The following is a 17,168-nucleotide window of genomic DNA, read 5'->3' as shown; positions in this document are numbered from 1 at the left end:
AAAATGGCAATTTCCGAACAAGTTAGAGCCAGAGTTCGCACACAAGCTCAAAACCGATGCGGTTATTGTCGCAGTTTACAAATGTATGTCCTGGGAATACTGGAAATTGACCATATTATTCCTAAAGCAATGGGCGGTACTGACGAGGAAGAAAATCTCTGGCTGGCTTGTAGTCTGTGCAATAATTACAAAGGAACTCAAACTGACGCATTAGATCCCATCACGCAAACGCGCGTTAAGTTGTTTAATCCGCGCACTCAACAATGGTCACAATATTTTGCTTGGAGTGAGGACGCTACGGAAATTATTGGACTTACAGATTGCGGTCGTGCTACAGTTATAGCACTACAACTAAACAATAATATTGCTGTTACTGTCAGGCGTCAGTGGGTTAGTGCTGGATGGCATCCGCCAACAGAATCAAGCATTTTATAACAAATATTATAGCCAAAAACTTATTGCAGAATAAGGAATTACCGAAGCCCTAAAATAACAAAGGCTCCTTAAGGAACCTTCGCCAAAATTTTTATTTTGGTATTCAGAACGTCTTTACCGGAATTCCTCGACCCCGTGGGTAACGGGATGTCATGATTAGATCATGTCTGCTGCATCCATAGGTCTAATATAATTCATGGTTTGGATCTGTGTAAAGTTTTACTCAAGAAAAGTATTAAAAATTTCCAGTGTGGGCGATTTGTGGTATGGTATGCTTTATAGTTCTGGATTGCCGCAGTTTTGTTCTGAAAGTCGATCGCACATATGGCCTTTTTGCCGGCTGAGGAGATTTTAGGCCAACGTGAGGTTATTAGATCGACCTTAGAGCCGCGAGAAGCCCCAGCAGATTACCTTTTGGTGATTCTGCCACACGCCACGCCACAAACAGATAGCACTGGATCTCTCTAATGCTACTTATAGTCTGTCGCTACTTATAGTCTGTCAGCCTATGATGATTCTTGTTAAGTCTTGACCGTTCTATGGATATTACAGAGCAATTTGGTAGGAGAGTTAGACATTTCAGAAAGCTCAGAAATCTTTCACAAGATCAGCTTGCAGAACTATCTGAATTACATCGTACTTATATTGGCTCAGTTGAACGAGGAGAAAGGAACATAACCCTCCTTAATGCCAAGAAAATAGCTAATGCACTATCTGTGAGCCTAGCTGAACTGGTAACTGATGATGACTGAAAGAAAACTAGATCAAATCTTAGCAAAATATCAAAAATCATTTGTTGCCAAGGTTTATGCAGAAGAAAATGAAGAACACGATTTGTTAATGGATGTGTTTGGCATTTCTCCCATAATCAAAAAAGAAAATAAGCAGTATTGGGGACGTGAGCTAGGTATGTGTTGGCAATTGTTAGTTATTGAAATATGTAAAGCATATTGCAGTGGTTTTCAGCCAGCATTTAGAGTGGGTAGCGATGAACCATGTGACCTGATTGTTGATGGATACGCAATAGATACAAAATACCGTATTGGCTCAGGAGATTCTGGAACACTTAAAAAATTCAAATCTTACGGCCCACTACTTCGTACTCATAACTATGAACCAATCATCTTGATTCTTCGAGAAGATAATTTAGCCGCAGCTATTACGGCCTGTCTAGTTGGCACTTGGAAAGTTTATACTGGTAATGCTTCATTTGAATTCATACAAAGCATCAGCGGCTTTGATTTAAAATCATTTCTCACTGAAAGAGCGGGAGAATTCCCTGTAAACCGCTGAAATTATCAAGGCGTTTCTTAATTATTTCTATGTAGTCAGGTACTATTTCAACTCCAACATAACTAATACCAAGTTCTTTTGCCGCGAGCAATGTAGTTCCTGAGCCTGCAAAAGGATCGATGAGAATCGAGTCCTCTAAACGTGGCACAAATATTTCTACCAACTTTCTCATTAGGGCAATTGGTTTCACCGTGCAATGAACATTAAAATCTTCGGTTTTATCGCGTTGTATACCTTCTAGAATATTTGATTGAAAACCACCGAAATTATCTTTAGTGTAAAAAAGACCAGTACCGTACTCTAGTAAAGTTTCTAGATAATTATTGACAAGTGGTTTTTGTAGCACACAAATTGCTTCCCATTCATTTCGCAGACAACTGTGCCAACCCTCCCATTTCTCATAATTTTCATATCCTTTCTTCTCCAACTGTTGCTTAATGTTGACACCTTTAGGAATGCCACTTGGTCTTTTATAAACAACAATATCTCTGGCATAGAAGCCAGCACTTTCAAGTGCCACTTGTACGTGAGCAACAGTTCGCGTGCTATTAAAAACTAAAACTGTCGCACCAGGTTTGCAGATCCGAAAAAGCTCTTCACCCCATTCGCAGCACCACTTTTCATAATCCAGAATGTTGTTACGATTCCGTTCATACCATCTTTCGTTTCTAACTCCACCAGCTAAACCGCTACCATAGGGAATGTTTTTGACAAGGGTTTTACTTTCCTTGTTATTGATTCTTTCCATACGCCTTTGAATTTCTGAGTCATCCCATTTGTGACCAATAAATTCATAGTTATAAGGTGGGTCGGTGATACAGGCAGAAATGTAATTTTCTGGGAGTGATTTCATCACTTCACGACAGTCACCAATCAATATTTCATTTAAGGGAGGTTTGGTCATTTCTTGGAAAAATACTCAACATAATACTTATAGTACGCTTTCTAGTTCTGGATTGCCGCAGTTTGACAGTTGAATGAATATTAACCTGCTTTTGCCAAAGAACGAACTGTTAAGATTTCATCAGGGCGGAGAATTTCTATAGTAGAGATTGGGACGGCAATCACTGTCAGAGACTCACCAATAGCATTAAATACTTCCAACAGACAGCCCTCTTCACCACCACTAGGATGAGAAACAAAATCAACTAATGTTGCAATATCTCCTGCTTTGAGTTGATATTCTGGTAAGTCACGGGTTAAAGCAACTTCTTGATATAGCTCTAGGGTCATGTTAATTCTCCTTAAGAGGTTTGAGGGTCACAAACTGAAATTTTCCATCAATCCGTCGCTGTAGCCAAATTGTAACAACAAATAGGTTTATGCCATTTGTACCAACGAGTTCTCCTATAACTTGATAAAAGACTCCATACTCGTTGTTCCTGTCTTCAACAGCCTCACCTACTCCCACAACTGACTGGATGGCGGCTCTGAGTGCTTCTGGGTTTGCTGAGGTAAATCCAGCCCGTGCCAAAAATTTTGACTTATCATTTCTGGCTTTTTGCACAAGTAAGTAGCCGGTTATCTTGTCGTCTGGGATGATCACATCTTCTGGAATCTTCACCCTGAAACCTCTCCATCCTTTTTATGTTGATTGTGCCATACAGAAGCCAAAGAGTTTGTATCGTTCTGGATTGCCGCAGTTTTGTCGTGAAAGTCGATCGCACATATGGCCTTTTTGGCGGCTGAGGAGATTTTAGACCAACGCGAGGTTAGGGATAGGGTGGGTGGTGCGATCGATCGCACAAATGATATAAAACTGACTAATTTAACCGAAATTAATACTGAGTCAGTGCAAATTATGCAAAATAGAGCGATCGCACTTTCATCAAGGTGTTGATAAAAGTGCGATCGCACTTTTGTTGGGATTGGGAAAAATGGCGATCTTTTTATCTCTCCATTTATAAACAAAACTCAGGACAAATTACTGCACAATCCGAGCCTATAACTCCTCTTCGTCTTTCGACCCTCCCGACCCAAAAAACTGATCTGCTGTAATGTTAGACTTGAGGTTTTTACAACGCTGTTTTATCAAATCTTCAAACCCTGCAAGCCTTCCCAGTTCTTGACCGCTACCAACTTTAACAGTAATTCCCTGGATTAAATCTTCCATTGTTATGTTTACCATGCCACAAAGACGAAAAGCCTCTATTGTTTCAGGATCATCAGAACTTCTACCTCCGAAAATTATCGTTCTCATAATGCCTTGTTTGCGGGCAATGTTTTCCTCTTCAGGTGTCAAAGTTATTTTGATATATGTTTCGTAGTAAGCTCCTCCCAAAGGCCCTTTCTTCTCTGTACGGTCAGCGGAAAATTTCATAGTCAACTCCTGTGGAATAATAGACATTACGTTGTTAAACCAAAAATATTTGATAATAACAACTGTTTTATACCTTTTCCGGCATAGAGTGAGATAAGAGTGGACTTATCTCACACTGTACTCAATTAACAAAAATCGTTTAGATATAGTACCCCTTGCCATTGCACTTTTGGCAAACTGCCTCTCTAACAGCTTTTTCAGGCTTTATTTTTCCTGTGCCGCCACACGAAGGGCATTTTTTTCCATCTTTTGCTTCAAAAGCATTGGGGTCTCTTATATCAGGGGGTTTCTCATTGGCCATGATTTAGCTCCTGTAATTGTCGGCTGACTAATTGATAGAAAATAAAGCAGGTATCGAATCTTAATGCTTAGTTCTACCATGTTGTCCACTATACTCAATACAAGTAATACAAGCCATAGCTGTTTGAGAAGAATTATCCCAAACCCAACCAACAGGTCTAGCGTTAGAAACTTCTGGTTCAGAAGCATGATGAAAAGATACTTGTAGATTATCCTCTACGGCTACCATCCCTGAAGGAAGGGGGGCAAAGTCACCTGTTTCTGGATCGTGCATATGTGGCATGAACACACCTAAACCATATTCAGATAACTTCTTCAACATCTCTTGCACTTCGGGTGTAGCAATTGCCTGTTGAGCTTTTTCAACTATTTCGTTCATTTCACTTCTTCTCCACAATGTTTCTGGTTTGTCCGCAAGTCTTCCGACTGGCTAGAACCCATCGGAATCTTTTGTTACACGATTATCGTATAGCAAATGATTTATCGTATAGATGTTTCTTAAGGAAAAATATAGGATTTCATTGTCCTTTACATGATTTCCTGATATGGCGTTCTCCCTTGGCAAGCGCCTCAAGGCTACCCGCGAAGCACTCGGATTAACCCAAGAGCAAGTCCTAGAGCAGTTAGAGCTGCGCTACGGGATAACCCTGAGCCAACAAGCCATATCGTGTATCGAAAACGGCAAGCGCAAAGTAGACGCCGAGAGGGAGCTACCCGCCTTCGCCGCCGTCTACAGCAAACCTATCGATTATTTCTACGAAACTCTGGAATTGCCTGCGGCATCGCCAGCCACACCCGCACCCAAGCGCCGCTCAGCAGTCACCGTTGACATGGAAGCCCTCACTCACCGAGATAAACTAGAACTAGCAGCAGAATTAATTCACAACGTTTTGCAAGAAACCTAACTAATAGGGATATAGCCCTACAATATCAAATAGATACATAATTCATAAATCAAATAAGCTCTATGACAATCCCAGAATTAGAAGCGCAACTCAAGGCCTTAACGCCAGCAGAGAAAGCAGAGGCAATTCGCATCTTAACCCAGAGTCTCAAAAACAGCGGACGCTCTATTACAAAAACTCCCGGCGTGATGGGTGGCGACGCTTGTATTGACAATACTCGCATTCCCGTTTGGTTGCTCGCTAGCTATCGCAATGACGGCGCTACCGATGCTTTTATCTTAGATTGCTATCCCCATCTGGGTGCTGCTGATTTAGTAAATGTTTGGGCTTATGCTGAAGCTTACCCTGACGAAATTGAGGAAGCAATCAGATTGCAAGACGAGGCTGACGAAATTTTAGATACACCTGAAAATATCCCATAAACCTATGGCGCGTATTTATGCAGACGAACACTTTCCCCGGCAAGTTGTGCAAAACCTGCGTTCTTTGGGGCATGATGTTTTGACTGTTCAACAAGCAGGAAACGCTGGACTACCTGATGAGGATGTATTAGCATTTGCTATCGTTGAAAGTCGGGCTGTTTTGACCGTAAATCGGCGCGATTTCTTTCAACTGCACAAGCTGCAACCTGACCACTGCGGTATTATTGCCTGCACGCGAGATGACGATATTGCTAGACTGACTGCTAATATTAATGATGCGATATCTAATGCTGATACTCTGACGGGAAAAGTGATTCGAGTCTATCGTTCTGGGCCGCCGTCTATATCTTAATTGCATTCAAGAGACCTTATGCCCTACGACACTCTAACCCAATTCTCAGGACTGAAGTCCTTACTACAAACCTAAATTTGTGCAGTATTCGACCAACAAAGAAACCGGGCGGGCACGGGGGCACCGCCCCTACACCGTCCGGGTTTCTGAATAACTGAAAACTACACTAGCTTGAAGTTGTCTTCTTCTTAGTCGCAGTCGCAGTCGCCGCCTTCTTAGTCGTCGTTTTCTTCGCGGCAGTCGTCGTCTTCTTAGCAGTGGTTTTCTTCGCCGCAGTCTTCTCAGTTGCAGTCTCAGACTTTGCCGCCGCAGTCTTAGTAGACTTCTTCGACTTACTGCTAGATTTGCCGCCGCCCGCTGCTTCCTTCGCTGCTAACAAATCTAGTGCTTTTTGTAAGGTAAAATTCTCCACAGATTCATCCTTCGACAAAGAAGCATTGATATCGCCGTGTTTCACGTAGGGCCCGTAGCGGCCGTCGTAAACATTCAGGAGTTCTCCCGATTCTGGATGCGCGCCCAATTCCTTCAATGGTGTCGTTGATTTGCTGCCGCGGACGGCTTTCGGCTGCGATAATAACTCTAATGCCCGATCGAGCGTTATAGTCAAAACATCATCCGGCGGCTTGATCGATCGATAATCCTTACCAACCTTACCCTGGTCGTGCACCACATAAGGGCCATACATCCCCAAATTAGCCTGCACCTTCGCCCCCGTATCCGGGTGAGTACCCAACAACCGAGGTAGAGTCAACAAACTCACCGCCATCTCAACCGTCACGCTATCCTTATCCGTCCCCTTCGGTAAAGAAGAACGCTTTGGTTTCTTGTTCGTTTCCGAAACATCTCCTAATTGAACATAGGGGCCGTAATTGCCAATCAGCACATAAATCGGTTCCCCAGTCTCCGGGTGGAGACCCAATTTTTCTGGGCCTTCCGTCTTTTGCTTTAACAGAAAATCGACTTTTTCCGGGTCTAAATCTGCCGGAGTCAAATCCTGGGGAATCGATGCTTTTACCTGGCCTTCTTCGCTTTCAGATTCTAGATAAGCGCCGTATTTACCGATGCAGACTTTCGCCGTGATATTCTCCAATATCACAGTTCGGGCAACTTTCGCGTCAATCTGACTTTCTTGTTCCTTAACTTGGGTGGCGAGTCCCATTTCCCCTGTATAAAACTTTTGCAAATACGGCAGCCATTTCGCCTCGCCGGTGGCAATTTCATCCAGGGTTTGTTCCATGCGCGAAGTAAAACCGGTATCTACTAAATCAGGGAAATGTGTTTCTAATAAAGTCGTGACGGCGAAAGCAGTAAATGTCGGAATTAGCGCGTTAGCTATTAATTTTGCATATCCGCGATCGACAATTGTACCGATAATACTCGCATAGGTACTCGGACGGCCCACACCCTCGCTTTCTAGCATCTTCACCAGCGAAGCTTCCGTGTAGCGGGCGGGAGGTTGAGTCTCGTGCCCAACAGCCCCTACATCCTTGCAATTAGGCTTATCCCCCACCTTCAGCGCCGGCAAAATTACCTCTTGGTCTTCCAGCGCCGCATTTGGGTCATCGGAACCTTCTACATAGGCGCGCAAAAAGCCGGGAAAATCAATGCGTTTCCCGCTGGAACGGAAACCGGCATCTTCAACCTGAGTTAATACCGTGACGTGAGTTTGGCGCGAATCTGCCATTTGAGAAGCCACAGTCCGCTTCCAAATCAAATCGTAGAGGCGGAAATCAATCCCATCCAATCCCGTTTGCTGCGGCGTCCGAAAAGTGCTGCCGGCCGGACGAATAGCTTCGTGGGCTTCCTGAGCACCTTTGCTTTTGGTTGTGTATTTGCGCGGTTGGGGGCTGAGGTATTCGCTACCGTACAGTTCTTGCACACAACTGCGGGCTGCGGTAATCGCTTGTTCGGACAAATGCACCGAATCCGTCCGCATATAGGTGATAAAACCGCGTTCGTACAAACTTTGGGCAATTCGCATGGTTTCCCGCGCACCCAGTCTCAGCTTGCGGTTAGCCTCCTGCTGCAAAGTCGAGGTCGTAAACGGTGGCGAGGGTTTGCGGGTGACTGGCCGTTCTTCGATATTACCAACAGTCCAGGGTTTGTTTTGAATGCGATCGAGTAAAGCCCGCGCCTGTTCTTCGTTGAGCAAAAGTACGCGGCGGCCTGCGATAATTTGTCCGGTATTTTCATCGAAATCGCTGCCGTTGGCAACTTTTACGTTCCCGACTGTGACCAGTTTGGCATCAAAGGCACCCCCCTGTCCCCCCTTACCAAGGGGGGAATTGTCCGAAGCCCCCCCCTTACCAAGGGGGGGGTTGGGGGGGGTCAAAAGGGCTTTCAAATCCCAGTAGCTACCTTGGCGGAAGGCGCGGCGTTCCCGTTCCCGGCGTACCAAAAGGCGTACAGCGACTGACTGCACTCGCCCTGCGGACAAACCCCAGGCGATTTTCTTCCACAGTAGCGGAGAGAGGGTGTAGCCGACGAGTCGATCGAGAATTCGGCGAGTTTCCTGGGCTTGTACAACTCGATTGTCGATATCGCGACAGTGAGTGAGGGCGTCGCGGATAGCTTCGCGGGTAATTTCGTGAAACACCATCCGCTTGATAGGAACTTTTGGTTTGAGGATTTGCAGCAAATGCCAGGAAATGCTTTCGCCTTCCCGGTCTTCGTCAGTGGCTAGAATCAGTTCTGTAGCGTCTTTTAGCGCGTCTTTGAGTTCTTTAACAATTTTCTTTTTATCTTTGGGGATGACGTAAAGTGGTTCAAAATCTGCCTCCACGTTTACGCCGAGTTGCGCCCATTTTTCACCTTTAACGGATTCTGGTATTTCTTCGGCGGAGGATGGGAGGTCACGCACGTGTCCCATCGATGCCTCTACCCGATAGTTTGAGGGCAGGAAGTTGCGAATGGTACGGGCTTTGGTGGGAGATTCGACGATGACTAAGGTTGACATGGCATCTTTTTATATATGGATGGCGGCGCAGTTAGAGTGTCTAATTTACAGAGTGTAGGTCGGATGTCAAGGCTTATGGGAACTTTCGGCGATTATTTCAAACTACCTTAATTTTTAAGTTACTGCCGATCGGGTTGCAGGATACAAGCTGATGGGATTTTACTGCTTTCGGCGCAGAGGCTGGGAACCCTTGTCTCTGCAAGATGCAACGGATGTCTCACCTGACTCTAGCAGAATTGGCGGTAACTGGATGCTGAGACTGCTGGATGGGGGCGGATGGTTCCTCAATTTTAGATTTAAGATTTGAGATTTTAGATTGGGAAAGATTTGATGGTTTCCCTGCAAAAAAGGCTCATGAGTTACGCACAAAGATCAGAGAAACCGGGTTTTTCACCTAATCTACGGGTTATAGCGAATAATTTTCGGAAAAAACCCGGTTTCTGGCCACCCGTGCGTCAAGGACTGACTATAAATGCGATCGACTATTTGACCAATTCTCGATCGCATTTACACAAGCAGTCGATCGCCATCACCAGCTAACATCAGATATTCTGGGACTAATTCTTGATACCATTTTGGGAGCGCATTATTATAAACACTATGCGTATAGCAGTTCTCAGAAAGATGAGGTATTAACCAATTAATCCCTCAATCCCTCAATCCCCCAATCCCCCAATCTAAAATTCTTCAATTCTTCAATCAGAACCTGTACCTCACATGAGTGAGACTCGGCTATATCTTGTCCCGCAGCACCCTACGAGACTTCTGGGAGTTTCATCCAGATGTTGAAGAAGCACTGAAAACTTGGTACTACGAAGCATCTCACGCGGATTGGCAGAGTCCAGCCGATATTAAAACTGCTCATCGTAATGCCAGCATCATTGCTAACAATCGTGTAGTTTTCAATATCAAAGGCAATACCTATCGACTGATTGTGGCAATTCGCTATGACATTGGAATTATTTTTATACGATTTATTGGTACTCATGCCGAGTATGACAAAGTAGATGCGGAAACTATAGCAATCCTAAATCATTATCCAGTCCGTTCATCAGTGTAATTCTTGTAGGGGCAACCCCCCGTGGTTGCCCTCTTTAGTTGACGCTCTTGGTAGGCACGGGGGCACTACCCCTACAAATATGTACAAATCATTTAGGATTGCTATATCTAAACAGAGGTTGATGTATGGAATTGCATCCGATTAGAACTGAAACAGATTATCAGAAAGCCCTGCGAGAAATCGCATCACTGTTTGATGCAGCCCCGAATACCCCTGAATGCGATCGATTAGATATCCTCAGTACCTTGGTGGAAGCCTATGAAAAGGCGCACTTCCCGATCGCAGTACCAGATCCAATCGCAGCAATTCAATATTATATGGATACCCGTGGATGGTCTCGAATCGATCTAGAGGTATGTCTTGGCAGTCGAGATAACGTGTCTGATGTGCTATCTCGTAAACGTTCCCTAACCTTGGAGATGATTCGCAAGTTAAATCAAGAATTGGGGGTTCCGGCTGAAATTTTGATCCAGCCATATCATTCGGTACAAACGTCTGCCTAATAATGCCCATGCACACCGATCGCCCAACCTCTATTGTTAACTCACGGCGATCGGAATATTGTAGAAAATATCAAAAAGATTGCGCCAAATATCTTGAAAACTATGGCATTTGAATTTGACCATCTATTCATCTTGACCGATGTTGGTGCCCCGGAAGCCGATCGCCTATCATCCTTCGGTTTAGCCGAAGGGCGCTCTAGAATTCATCACGGACAAGGTACAACCAATCGCTGTTTCTTTTTCCATAATGCGATGTTGGAGTTGTTGTGGATTCACGCTCCTGATGAAGCGCAATCTGAGCCAATTCGTCGGACTCGTCTGTGGGAGCGATGGCGTCCCGCCCCGCAAGCTACGACAAATCGCGATCGTGGCGCCTGTCCCTTAGGCATCTGTTTGCGTCCAACCAGAGGTTCTGAGAACACAGTTGCATTTTCTAGTTGGGCATATCATCCGCCTTATTTCCCTGAAACGATGAGTATTGCGGTGGCCACAAATAGTGATGTCTTGACTGAACCCATGCTGTTCCAAACTCCCTTTGGTAAGCGTCCAGATCGAGACCCTGCTGAGAGGTTACAGCCTTTGAATCACGGTGTTGGTTTTCGCGAAATTACTCGTGTAGAATTAGTCAGTCCTGCTGCAAATAATCCGTCACCAGAACTTCAAGCAGTGCTTGAGACAAATCAGCTAAAGCTGCGGGGAGGCTCGGAGTATTGTGTGGAGCTTGGTTTTGATGGAGAAATGCAGGGGCAACCGGTAGATTTCCGACCTGGATTGCCGCTGATTATCAGTTGGTAGCGGGAGCATCTCATTTTTGCAACGCCGCATTTTTTTGTTTGAGTGCGAGCGAGGACGCTCGCACGGGCTTTTATAACCTGGGCTGTGCGAGGACGCTCGCACTCTTAAAGCAAAACTGAAATGCTCCCATAATGAGTTCTGTAAGATTTCGGTGTCATGCCCGTAAGCTGCCGAAACTGTTTGCTCAGATGGCTGTGGCTATTGAACCCACATTCTCAAGCAATTTCCATAATCGATCGCTCTTTTTGCTTCAACAAATCCTTGGGAGCATCTCATTTTTGCAAAAAACATTTTTTATTTGAGTGCGAGTATTATATAGCTCGCGAGTATTATACAGCTTGCAAGCTATATAATACTCGCACTATAAATAATGCAAAACTGAGATGCTCCCAAATCCTTCGCCCGTTCTACTCGTTGCTGGAGTAGATATTGATAAGGAGCTATTCCGATCGCCTGTTTGAACATATGGCTAAAATGAAACTGACTCATACCCAGCAATGCCGCTAAATCTGCAAGCTTAATGTCTTGACTTAGGTGTTCGTTTATGTATTCCAATACTAGAAGAACTTGACGCTCGGGCAAACCACCCTCGTAAATTGTCAGGCGCGGTTTGGCAGCAAAGTATTGTCTGAGCAAATGCACTGCTAGGATATTTGACAACGATTCGATGTAGAGTCTTCCGCCTAAATTCTCCTGTTGCAGTTCCGAAAGCATCATAATGCCGATCGACTCAATTTGTCGATCGCGCGTCCGAAATTCCGAGAGCAATTCCAGCCGCTCTGGATTCATCTCAAAGGCTTCAACAGCAACACTTTCGATGAAACGAGACGCAATCGGAATCTGCATCGGGCGATCGTCACTATCCCAACGGGCAAACAACGGCATCTTTGCAGGCGTTATGGAAATGTCACCTTTGGCGTACAGCCCTGCGTAGGTTTTGCCTCCCTGGATTTGCAGCAAGCGAACAGGGCGAGGTGATGCTTGGGCTTTGCGATCGCGCCGATCGCGATCGTAGAAACGACCCTTGGCGTAACCTTCGACGCTGCTGTGATTCGCCACCGGATACTGGACGCTGACGCTACCTAGCCGAAACCCACTCTATACAACCGATTGAGGGTGAATCTCGGTTTTTGTAAAGATATATTACAAGTTAACGATATATCGCGATAGGTCGCGATATATCGTTATACTGAAGTCTGTTGATTTAGTAGTGACCTATGTTTAGAAACTTTTTGTTCCGCTTTCCAGTATTGGCATTAGTGGGCGATCGAGGCGATCGCCCAGGGTTAGATTGGTTTGTATTCCAACATGACGAACATCACGGGAGAGAGCGCGGGAGACATCACGGTAAACATCACGGAAGACCTCCCCACCACGAATCACTTGATAGAAACTGGGGAGACGAACATCGAACTCGCCGAGGCGACATTAAATTTATTCTGTTGGAGATGCTTTCCGATGGGCCCAGTCATGGTTACAACCTGATCAAAGAAATGGAAAGCCGCTATGGTGAATTCCGTCGTCTCAGTCCTGGTTCAGTCTATCCCACACTTCAAATGTTAGAAGAAGGGGGCTATTTAACCAGCGAGCAAGTAAGCGGCAAGCGCGTTTATACCATTACTGATACTGGTAAGGAACTCCTAGCAGAGCGTTCCGAGCAAAGCCCGTCGGACTCTTCTAAAGAGATCCGCAATGTGCCTCCAGAATTCAGTGAATTGCGGAATACTGTAACTGAGCTATCTGCTTTAGTGATGCAGATAGCTCGCAGCCGTAACACAGCCCGAATGAGTCAAGTGCGCGAACTTTTAGAGCAAGTCAAACGAGATATTCACGGAATGTTGGCAGAAAAATCTGTTGAGGAGGATGTATAGTTCAATACGGTTGACAAATAGGTTTTTTGACGAATTTCTTCAGTCAACCATATGGCGGTAGGGGCGCGTGCCGGCGAAAAATTCATGAAATAATCGACTGTATAAAGGCCGGCACCCGCCCTCTCTTAAGTAAACTCCTGACATAATTTTGGTTGATTTTAAGGATAGAAGCCTGAGCCGACCGATGGATCTTTTTTTTCAAGTCAGGGGTGGAGCATAACGAGAGGGAAAAAGCACAATAATTGAAATTAAAGCCCAAAAATTGTTAGAGAACCGTTCAAAAAAAAATCCTGACTATTGCCTTAAAAAAGCGACAGTCAAGCCAAAGAGGCAAATATGGAGTTGGAAGGAAAACCGAGTTCGATAGGAACACCGATATCCGAAGTCGAAATAGATGCAGCCCTCGTCTACAGATTGTTAGAAAACCAGCACGCAGATTTGAAACACTTGCCAATTCATCTCGTTGATTCTGGTTGGGATAATGCAATGTTTCGGCTGGGCGACGAGTTGTCGGTACGACTCCCGCGCCGAAAAATAGCAGCCTCCCTTCTCGAAAACGAGCAAACTTGGCTGCCGATTTTGGCCGATCGGCTTTTTCTGCCTGTTCCAACCCCTTACAGGGTTGGCAAGCCAGCACAGGGCTATCCTTGGCCGTGGAGTGTATTGCCCTGGCTGCCCGGTGTGACTGCCGATTTAGAAGAACCTCATGCCAATCAAGCAAAATGCTTTGCCTCTTTCTTGCGATCGTTGCACGTACCTGCGCCATTTAATGCGCCATCAAATGCGTTTCGTGGCGTACCGTTGCAGCAGCGGGCAGCTTCTGTTGAGGAACGGATGCAACGGCTAAAGGCGAAAACTAACCCGATCGATCGAGAGATCGAGAATGCTTGGAATGTGGCTTTAAACGCGCCTGTTGACGTTGAAGCAACATGGCTGCACGGCGATCTTCACCCGCGAAATGTGCTGGTTGTCAACGGTGCGATCGCCGGGATTATTGATTGGGGCGACATGACATCAGGCGATATTGCCACAGATATTGCTGCTATTTGGATGCTTTTTGGCGATCGAAATGCACGCCAACGGGCGATCGTAGAATATACAAATGCTTCGGAAGCAACACTGCAACGCGCCAAAGGATGGGCGATACTTTTTGGTGTTGTGTTCCTAGACACAGGGCTAATTGACAACCCAAGGAACGCGCTAATTGGGGAGAAAATATTGCGCCGTGTTTCTGAATCCGGGCGGTTGTTAAAGTGATGGAGAATCTGCTGTTTGTAAGCACTTAGCGAGTCAGTCATGCCGAGAGATTAGTTATATTTTCTACATTGTGGCAGTTCCGATAGTTTGTAGTGAGGACTTCAGTCCGCATCCAAGAATAGGGCGAAAGCCCTAACGACGAACCATCAAAACCGTTTGTAGTGAGGACTTCAGTCCGCATCCAAGAGTAGGGCGAAAGTCCTAACGACGAAGCATCAAAACCGTTTGTAGTGAGGACTTCAGTCCGCATCCAAGAGTAGGGCGAAAGTCCTAACGACGAACCATCAAAACCGTTTGTAGTGAGGACTTCAGTCCGCATCCAAGAGTAGGGCGAAAGTCCTAACGACGAACCATCAAAACCGTTTGTAGTGAGGACTTCAGTCCGCATCCCAACAGAAGGACTTGCATTCAGAACGATCGAACCATCAAAACCGTTTGTAGTGAGGACTTCAGTCCGCATCCCAACAGAAGGACTTGCATTCAGAACGATCGAACCATCAAAAGGGAAATAGTTTGTCTAGTTGCGGTTTCAACCGCCAACTCCCCGCCGCAGCCCGAATTTCCGACAACAAACGTAGGCCCCGCTGGGATCGCGAAGCTGTAATCAGTTACAATCCAGTTTGGTAAATAATTTTTACGAGATCACTGCCCATTACAGCCTTCCCTAGCCTGTATTACCCAACCAGCCTGAAAATATGGATTTTGCTACTCTTGCAGCCCAGCTAAATGCTGGAACTATCTTACCCGAGGGAATTGTCATCATCACCCTCTTGGTGGTTCTCGTCGGCGATTTAATCGTAGGCCGCAGTTCCTCTAATTGGACTCCCTACGTTGCCGTTGCCGGTTTGCTGACCGCCGTCGGTGCCTTGTGTTTGCAGTGGGATAACACTAACACTATCTCGTTTCTGGGCGGTTTTAACAGCGATGCCTTGAGTTTGTTGTTTCGCGGAATTATCGCTTTGACGGCGGCTGTCACTATTTTGATATCCGTCCGCTACGTACTGCAAACCGGTACGGCTTTAGCGGAATTTATCTGCATTTTACTCACCGCGACTTTGGGGGGAATGTTCCTCAGCGGCGCTGATGAATTGGTGATGATTTTTATTTCGTTGGAAACTCTGAGTATCTCGTCTTATTTGCTGACGGGTTACACAAAACGCGATCCGCGTTCCAATGAAGCTGCTTTGAAATATTTGTTAATTGGTGCGTCTTCTTCGGCGGTATTTCTCTACGGTTTGTCGCTGCTGTACGGATTGTCTGGCGGCCAAACTACGCTAAGTGCGATCGCAGCTAACCTTTCTACTGTGAATAACGGTGAATCTCTCGGTTTAGTGATTGCATTGGTTTTTGCGATCGCCGGAATCGCCTTTAAAATCTCCGCAGTTCCCTTCCACCAGTGGACTCCAGACGTTTACGAAGGTTCGCCGACACCCGTTGTCGCGTTCCTGTCTGTCGGTTCCAAAGCAGCCGGTTTTGCCCTAGCAATCCGCTTGTTAACCAGTGCATTCCCCGCACTTACCGCCCAGTGGCACTTGGTATTCACAGCCTTAGCCATCCTCAGCATGGTGTTAGGTAATGTAGTGGCCCTCGCCCAGACTAGCATGAAGCGGCTGTTAGCTTATTCGTCGATCGCCCAAGCCGGATTTGTGATGATTGGTTTAGTAGCAGGAACCGAAGCCGGTTACTCCAGCATGATATTTTATATGTTGGTTTACCTGTTCATGAACCTAGGCGCTTTCGCCTGCATCATCTTGTTCTCCCTGCGGACAGGAACCGATCAAATCAGCGAATACTCCGGTTTGTACAACAAAGATCCGCTGCTAACATTAGCATTGAGTATTTGCCTGCTTTCCCTCGGTGGAATTCCGCCCCTAGCTGGATTCTTCGGTAAAATTTACCTGTTCTGGGCTGGCTGGCAAGCTGGACTTTACGGCTTAGTTATCCTGGCATTAATCACCAGCGTAGTTTCAATTTACTACTACATCCGCGTCGTCAAAATGATGGTAGTAAAAGAACCTCAAGAAATGTCAGACTCGGTGAAAAATTATCCGCCCGTTCGCTGGAATCTTCAAGGAATGCGGCCTTTGCAAGTCAGCGTTGTACTCACCTTAGTTGCCACAACTTTGGCAGGTGTCCTATCGAATCCTTTGTTTAACTTAGCAAACGATTCTGTCACCAAAACTCCGATGTTGCAATCGGCATTGAGTCACCTTGTTCCGATTTCGGCGGCAAAAGTCGAATCAAATCTTTTGTCTCGCAACGATTAATCTCAGCGAATCTTGAAAAATAAAAAAGCGCCTAATGTTTGATTAGGCGCTTTTTTATATCTTCAACCTGCGGAGGCAGGTTTTGTTTGTGTAGACGCGGTTTCAACCGCCCGGTCTTCTGTAATCAAATTCAAATCGCTGATGATTGTGATATACTATTAGTTATGATTTTTAACCGCAGATTTAAGCAGATTAACACAGATTAACGCGGATAAAATATAGTGGAGGTGTAAAAATGTTAGTAAAAATCAAGCCAAAGTTTCATACAATCAATGAATCGAATCAATGGTTGTTTCAAGAATATCTGGGAGAATCTGCAACAGTTTCTTTTACTTCGGTGTGGAAATGTTGGTGAGTGATATTTATGAACTGGTTGTATTCGAGACGGAGGAAATAGAAGTGCAGCAGTAACTATGTTCGTTGTGAAAACTA

23 protein-coding genes and 1 pseudogene are annotated in these 17,168 nt (G+C 45.4%); 15 read left to right on the top strand and 9 right to left on the bottom strand.

What is annotated here, in order from left to right; genetic code table 11:
- Positions 1-3 precede the first annotated feature (3 nt).
- The 3 genes from QZW47_RS11905 to QZW47_RS11895 all read left to right on the top strand — a co-directional run bounded on the left by QZW47_RS11905 (position 4) and on the right by QZW47_RS11895 (position 1,728).
- Complete coding sequence (locus QZW47_RS11905) at positions 4-435, top strand: HNH endonuclease signature motif containing protein (protein WP_293127394.1); 432 nt, start codon at positions 4-6, stop codon at positions 433-435.
- Between the two features lie 539 nt (positions 436-974).
- On the top strand, positions 975-1,187 hold the full coding sequence (locus tag QZW47_RS11900; RefSeq protein WP_293127392.1) for a helix-turn-helix transcriptional regulator: 213 nt from the start codon (positions 975-977) through the stop codon (positions 1,185-1,187).
- The gene (locus QZW47_RS11895) at positions 1,177-1,728 is read left to right on the top strand and encodes a hypothetical protein (protein WP_293127390.1); all 552 of its coding nucleotides are present in this window, start codon (positions 1,177-1,179) and stop codon (positions 1,726-1,728) included. Before QZW47_RS11900 ends, QZW47_RS11895 begins: the two co-directional genes overlap by 11 nt.
- On the opposite strand, the gene QZW47_RS11890 is transcribed toward QZW47_RS11895, so the two are convergent.
- From QZW47_RS11890 to QZW47_RS11880, 3 genes are all read right to left on the bottom strand, one after another.
- Positions 1,691-2,632 (bottom strand): site-specific DNA-methyltransferase, encoded by a 942-nt coding sequence (locus QZW47_RS11890; RefSeq protein ID WP_293127388.1) that lies wholly within the window; start codon positions 2,630-2,632, stop codon positions 1,691-1,693. The genes QZW47_RS11895 and QZW47_RS11890 overlap by 38 nt on opposite strands.
- A gap of 80 nt (positions 2,633-2,712) precedes the next feature.
- Complete coding sequence (locus QZW47_RS11885) at positions 2,713-2,961, bottom strand: DUF4926 domain-containing protein (RefSeq protein ID WP_293127386.1); 249 nt, start codon at positions 2,959-2,961, stop codon at positions 2,713-2,715.
- A 1-nt stretch (position 2,962) separates the two neighbouring features.
- The gene (locus QZW47_RS11880; RefSeq protein ID WP_293127384.1) at positions 2,963-3,292 is read right to left on the bottom strand and encodes a DUF6883 domain-containing protein; all 330 of its coding nucleotides are present in this window, start codon (positions 3,290-3,292) and stop codon (positions 2,963-2,965) included.
- 105 nt (positions 3,293-3,397) lie between these two features.
- Here QZW47_RS11880 and QZW47_RS11875 point away from each other — a divergent pair, with 105 nt between their 5' ends.
- Positions 3,398-3,568, top strand: a complete 171-nt coding sequence (locus tag QZW47_RS11875) for a hypothetical protein (RefSeq protein WP_293127382.1) — start codon at positions 3,398-3,400, stop codon at positions 3,566-3,568.
- Positions 3,569-3,670: 102 nt separating this feature from the next.
- On the opposite strand, the gene QZW47_RS11870 is transcribed toward QZW47_RS11875, so the two are convergent.
- A complete protein-coding gene (locus QZW47_RS11870; RefSeq protein WP_293127380.1) occupies positions 3,671-4,075 on the bottom strand; it encodes a hypothetical protein in 405 nt (134 codons plus the stop codon).
- A gap of 334 nt (positions 4,076-4,409) precedes the next feature.
- The gene (locus QZW47_RS11865; protein ID WP_293127378.1) at positions 4,410-4,727 is read right to left on the bottom strand and encodes a hypothetical protein; all 318 of its coding nucleotides are present in this window, start codon (positions 4,725-4,727) and stop codon (positions 4,410-4,412) included.
- A 166-nt stretch (positions 4,728-4,893) separates the two neighbouring features.
- On the opposite strand from QZW47_RS11865, the gene QZW47_RS11860 reads away from it, so the two are divergent.
- From QZW47_RS11860 to QZW47_RS11850, 3 genes are all read left to right on the top strand, one after another.
- Positions 4,894-5,253, top strand: a complete 360-nt coding sequence (locus tag QZW47_RS11860) for a helix-turn-helix transcriptional regulator (protein WP_293127376.1) — start codon at positions 4,894-4,896, stop codon at positions 5,251-5,253.
- Between the two features lie 62 nt (positions 5,254-5,315).
- Positions 5,316-5,675, top strand: coding sequence for a DUF433 domain-containing protein (locus tag QZW47_RS11855; protein ID WP_293127374.1), 360 nt, complete (start codon positions 5,316-5,318; stop codon positions 5,673-5,675).
- 4 nt (positions 5,676-5,679) lie between these two features.
- On the top strand, positions 5,680-6,027 hold the full coding sequence (locus tag QZW47_RS11850; protein WP_293127372.1) for a DUF5615 family PIN-like protein: 348 nt from the start codon (positions 5,680-5,682) through the stop codon (positions 6,025-6,027).
- Positions 6,028-6,193: 166 nt separating this feature from the next.
- Here QZW47_RS11850 and topA read toward each other — a convergent pair whose 3' ends face one another.
- The gene (gene topA / locus QZW47_RS11845) at positions 6,194-8,983 is read right to left on the bottom strand and encodes a type I DNA topoisomerase (RefSeq protein WP_293127370.1); all 2,790 of its coding nucleotides are present in this window, start codon (positions 8,981-8,983) and stop codon (positions 6,194-6,196) included.
- A 354-nt stretch (positions 8,984-9,337) separates the two neighbouring features.
- Between topA and QZW47_RS11840 the strand changes: the two genes are divergently transcribed.
- From QZW47_RS11840 to QZW47_RS11825, 4 genes are all read left to right on the top strand, one after another.
- Complete coding sequence (locus QZW47_RS11840; protein ID WP_293127368.1) at positions 9,338-9,523, top strand: hypothetical protein; 186 nt, start codon at positions 9,338-9,340, stop codon at positions 9,521-9,523.
- A gap of 196 nt (positions 9,524-9,719) precedes the next feature.
- Positions 9,720-10,043: a type II toxin-antitoxin system HigB family toxin gene (locus QZW47_RS11835; protein WP_366930870.1), complete on the top strand. Its 324-nt coding sequence runs from the start codon at positions 9,720-9,722 to the stop codon at positions 10,041-10,043.
- A gap of 125 nt (positions 10,044-10,168) precedes the next feature.
- Positions 10,169-10,546, top strand: a complete 378-nt coding sequence (locus QZW47_RS11830; protein WP_293127364.1) for a transcriptional regulator — start codon at positions 10,169-10,171, stop codon at positions 10,544-10,546.
- A gap of 102 nt (positions 10,547-10,648) precedes the next feature.
- Positions 10,649-11,341: a hypothetical protein gene (locus tag QZW47_RS11825; RefSeq protein ID WP_293127362.1), complete on the top strand. Its 693-nt coding sequence runs from the start codon at positions 10,649-10,651 to the stop codon at positions 11,339-11,341.
- A gap of 104 nt (positions 11,342-11,445) precedes the next feature.
- Here QZW47_RS11825 and QZW47_RS11820 read toward each other — a convergent pair.
- Positions 11,446-11,544 (bottom strand): annotated as a pseudogene (locus QZW47_RS11820) (AraC family transcriptional regulator); the annotation flags it as partial.
- A gap of 142 nt (positions 11,545-11,686) precedes the next feature.
- Positions 11,687-12,400, bottom strand: coding sequence for an AraC family transcriptional regulator (locus QZW47_RS11815; RefSeq protein WP_293127360.1), 714 nt, complete (start codon positions 12,398-12,400; stop codon positions 11,687-11,689).
- Between the two features lie 158 nt (positions 12,401-12,558).
- Here QZW47_RS11815 and QZW47_RS11810 point away from each other — a divergent pair, with 158 nt between their 5' ends.
- Positions 12,559-13,212 carry a PadR family transcriptional regulator gene (locus tag QZW47_RS11810; RefSeq protein WP_293127358.1) on the top strand — a complete coding sequence of 218 codons (654 nt, stop codon included), beginning with the start codon at positions 12,559-12,561 and terminating at the stop codon, positions 13,210-13,212.
- Between the two features lie 336 nt (positions 13,213-13,548).
- The gene (locus QZW47_RS11805; RefSeq protein ID WP_293127356.1) at positions 13,549-14,469 is read left to right on the top strand and encodes an aminoglycoside phosphotransferase family protein; all 921 of its coding nucleotides are present in this window, start codon (positions 13,549-13,551) and stop codon (positions 14,467-14,469) included.
- A 37-nt stretch (positions 14,470-14,506) separates the two neighbouring features.
- On the opposite strand, the gene QZW47_RS11800 is transcribed toward QZW47_RS11805, so the two are convergent.
- Positions 14,507-14,929 carry a hypothetical protein gene (locus QZW47_RS11800; protein ID WP_293127354.1) on the bottom strand — a complete coding sequence of 141 codons (423 nt, stop codon included), beginning with the start codon at positions 14,927-14,929 and terminating at the stop codon, positions 14,507-14,509.
- Between the two features lie 235 nt (positions 14,930-15,164).
- Here QZW47_RS11800 and QZW47_RS11795 point away from each other — a divergent pair, with 235 nt between their 5' ends.
- Both QZW47_RS11795 and QZW47_RS11790 read left to right on the top strand, forming a co-directional pair.
- Entirely contained in the window at positions 15,165-16,736 is a 1,572-nt protein-coding gene (locus tag QZW47_RS11795; protein WP_293127352.1) for an NAD(P)H-quinone oxidoreductase subunit N, read from the top strand.
- Between the two features lie 285 nt (positions 16,737-17,021).
- Positions 17,022-17,147 (top strand): hypothetical protein, encoded by a 126-nt coding sequence (locus QZW47_RS11790; RefSeq protein ID WP_293127350.1) that lies wholly within the window; start codon positions 17,022-17,024, stop codon positions 17,145-17,147.
- The last annotated feature ends 21 nt before the right edge of the window (positions 17,148-17,168 follow it).

Origin of the sequence: Microcoleus sp. bin38.metabat.b11b12b14.051, assembly GCF_013299165.1 — a bacterium.
Taxonomy (GTDB): domain Bacteria; phylum Cyanobacteriota; class Cyanobacteriia; order Cyanobacteriales; family Microcoleaceae; genus Microcoleus.
This window is presented reverse-complemented; position numbering and strand designations above follow the sequence as displayed.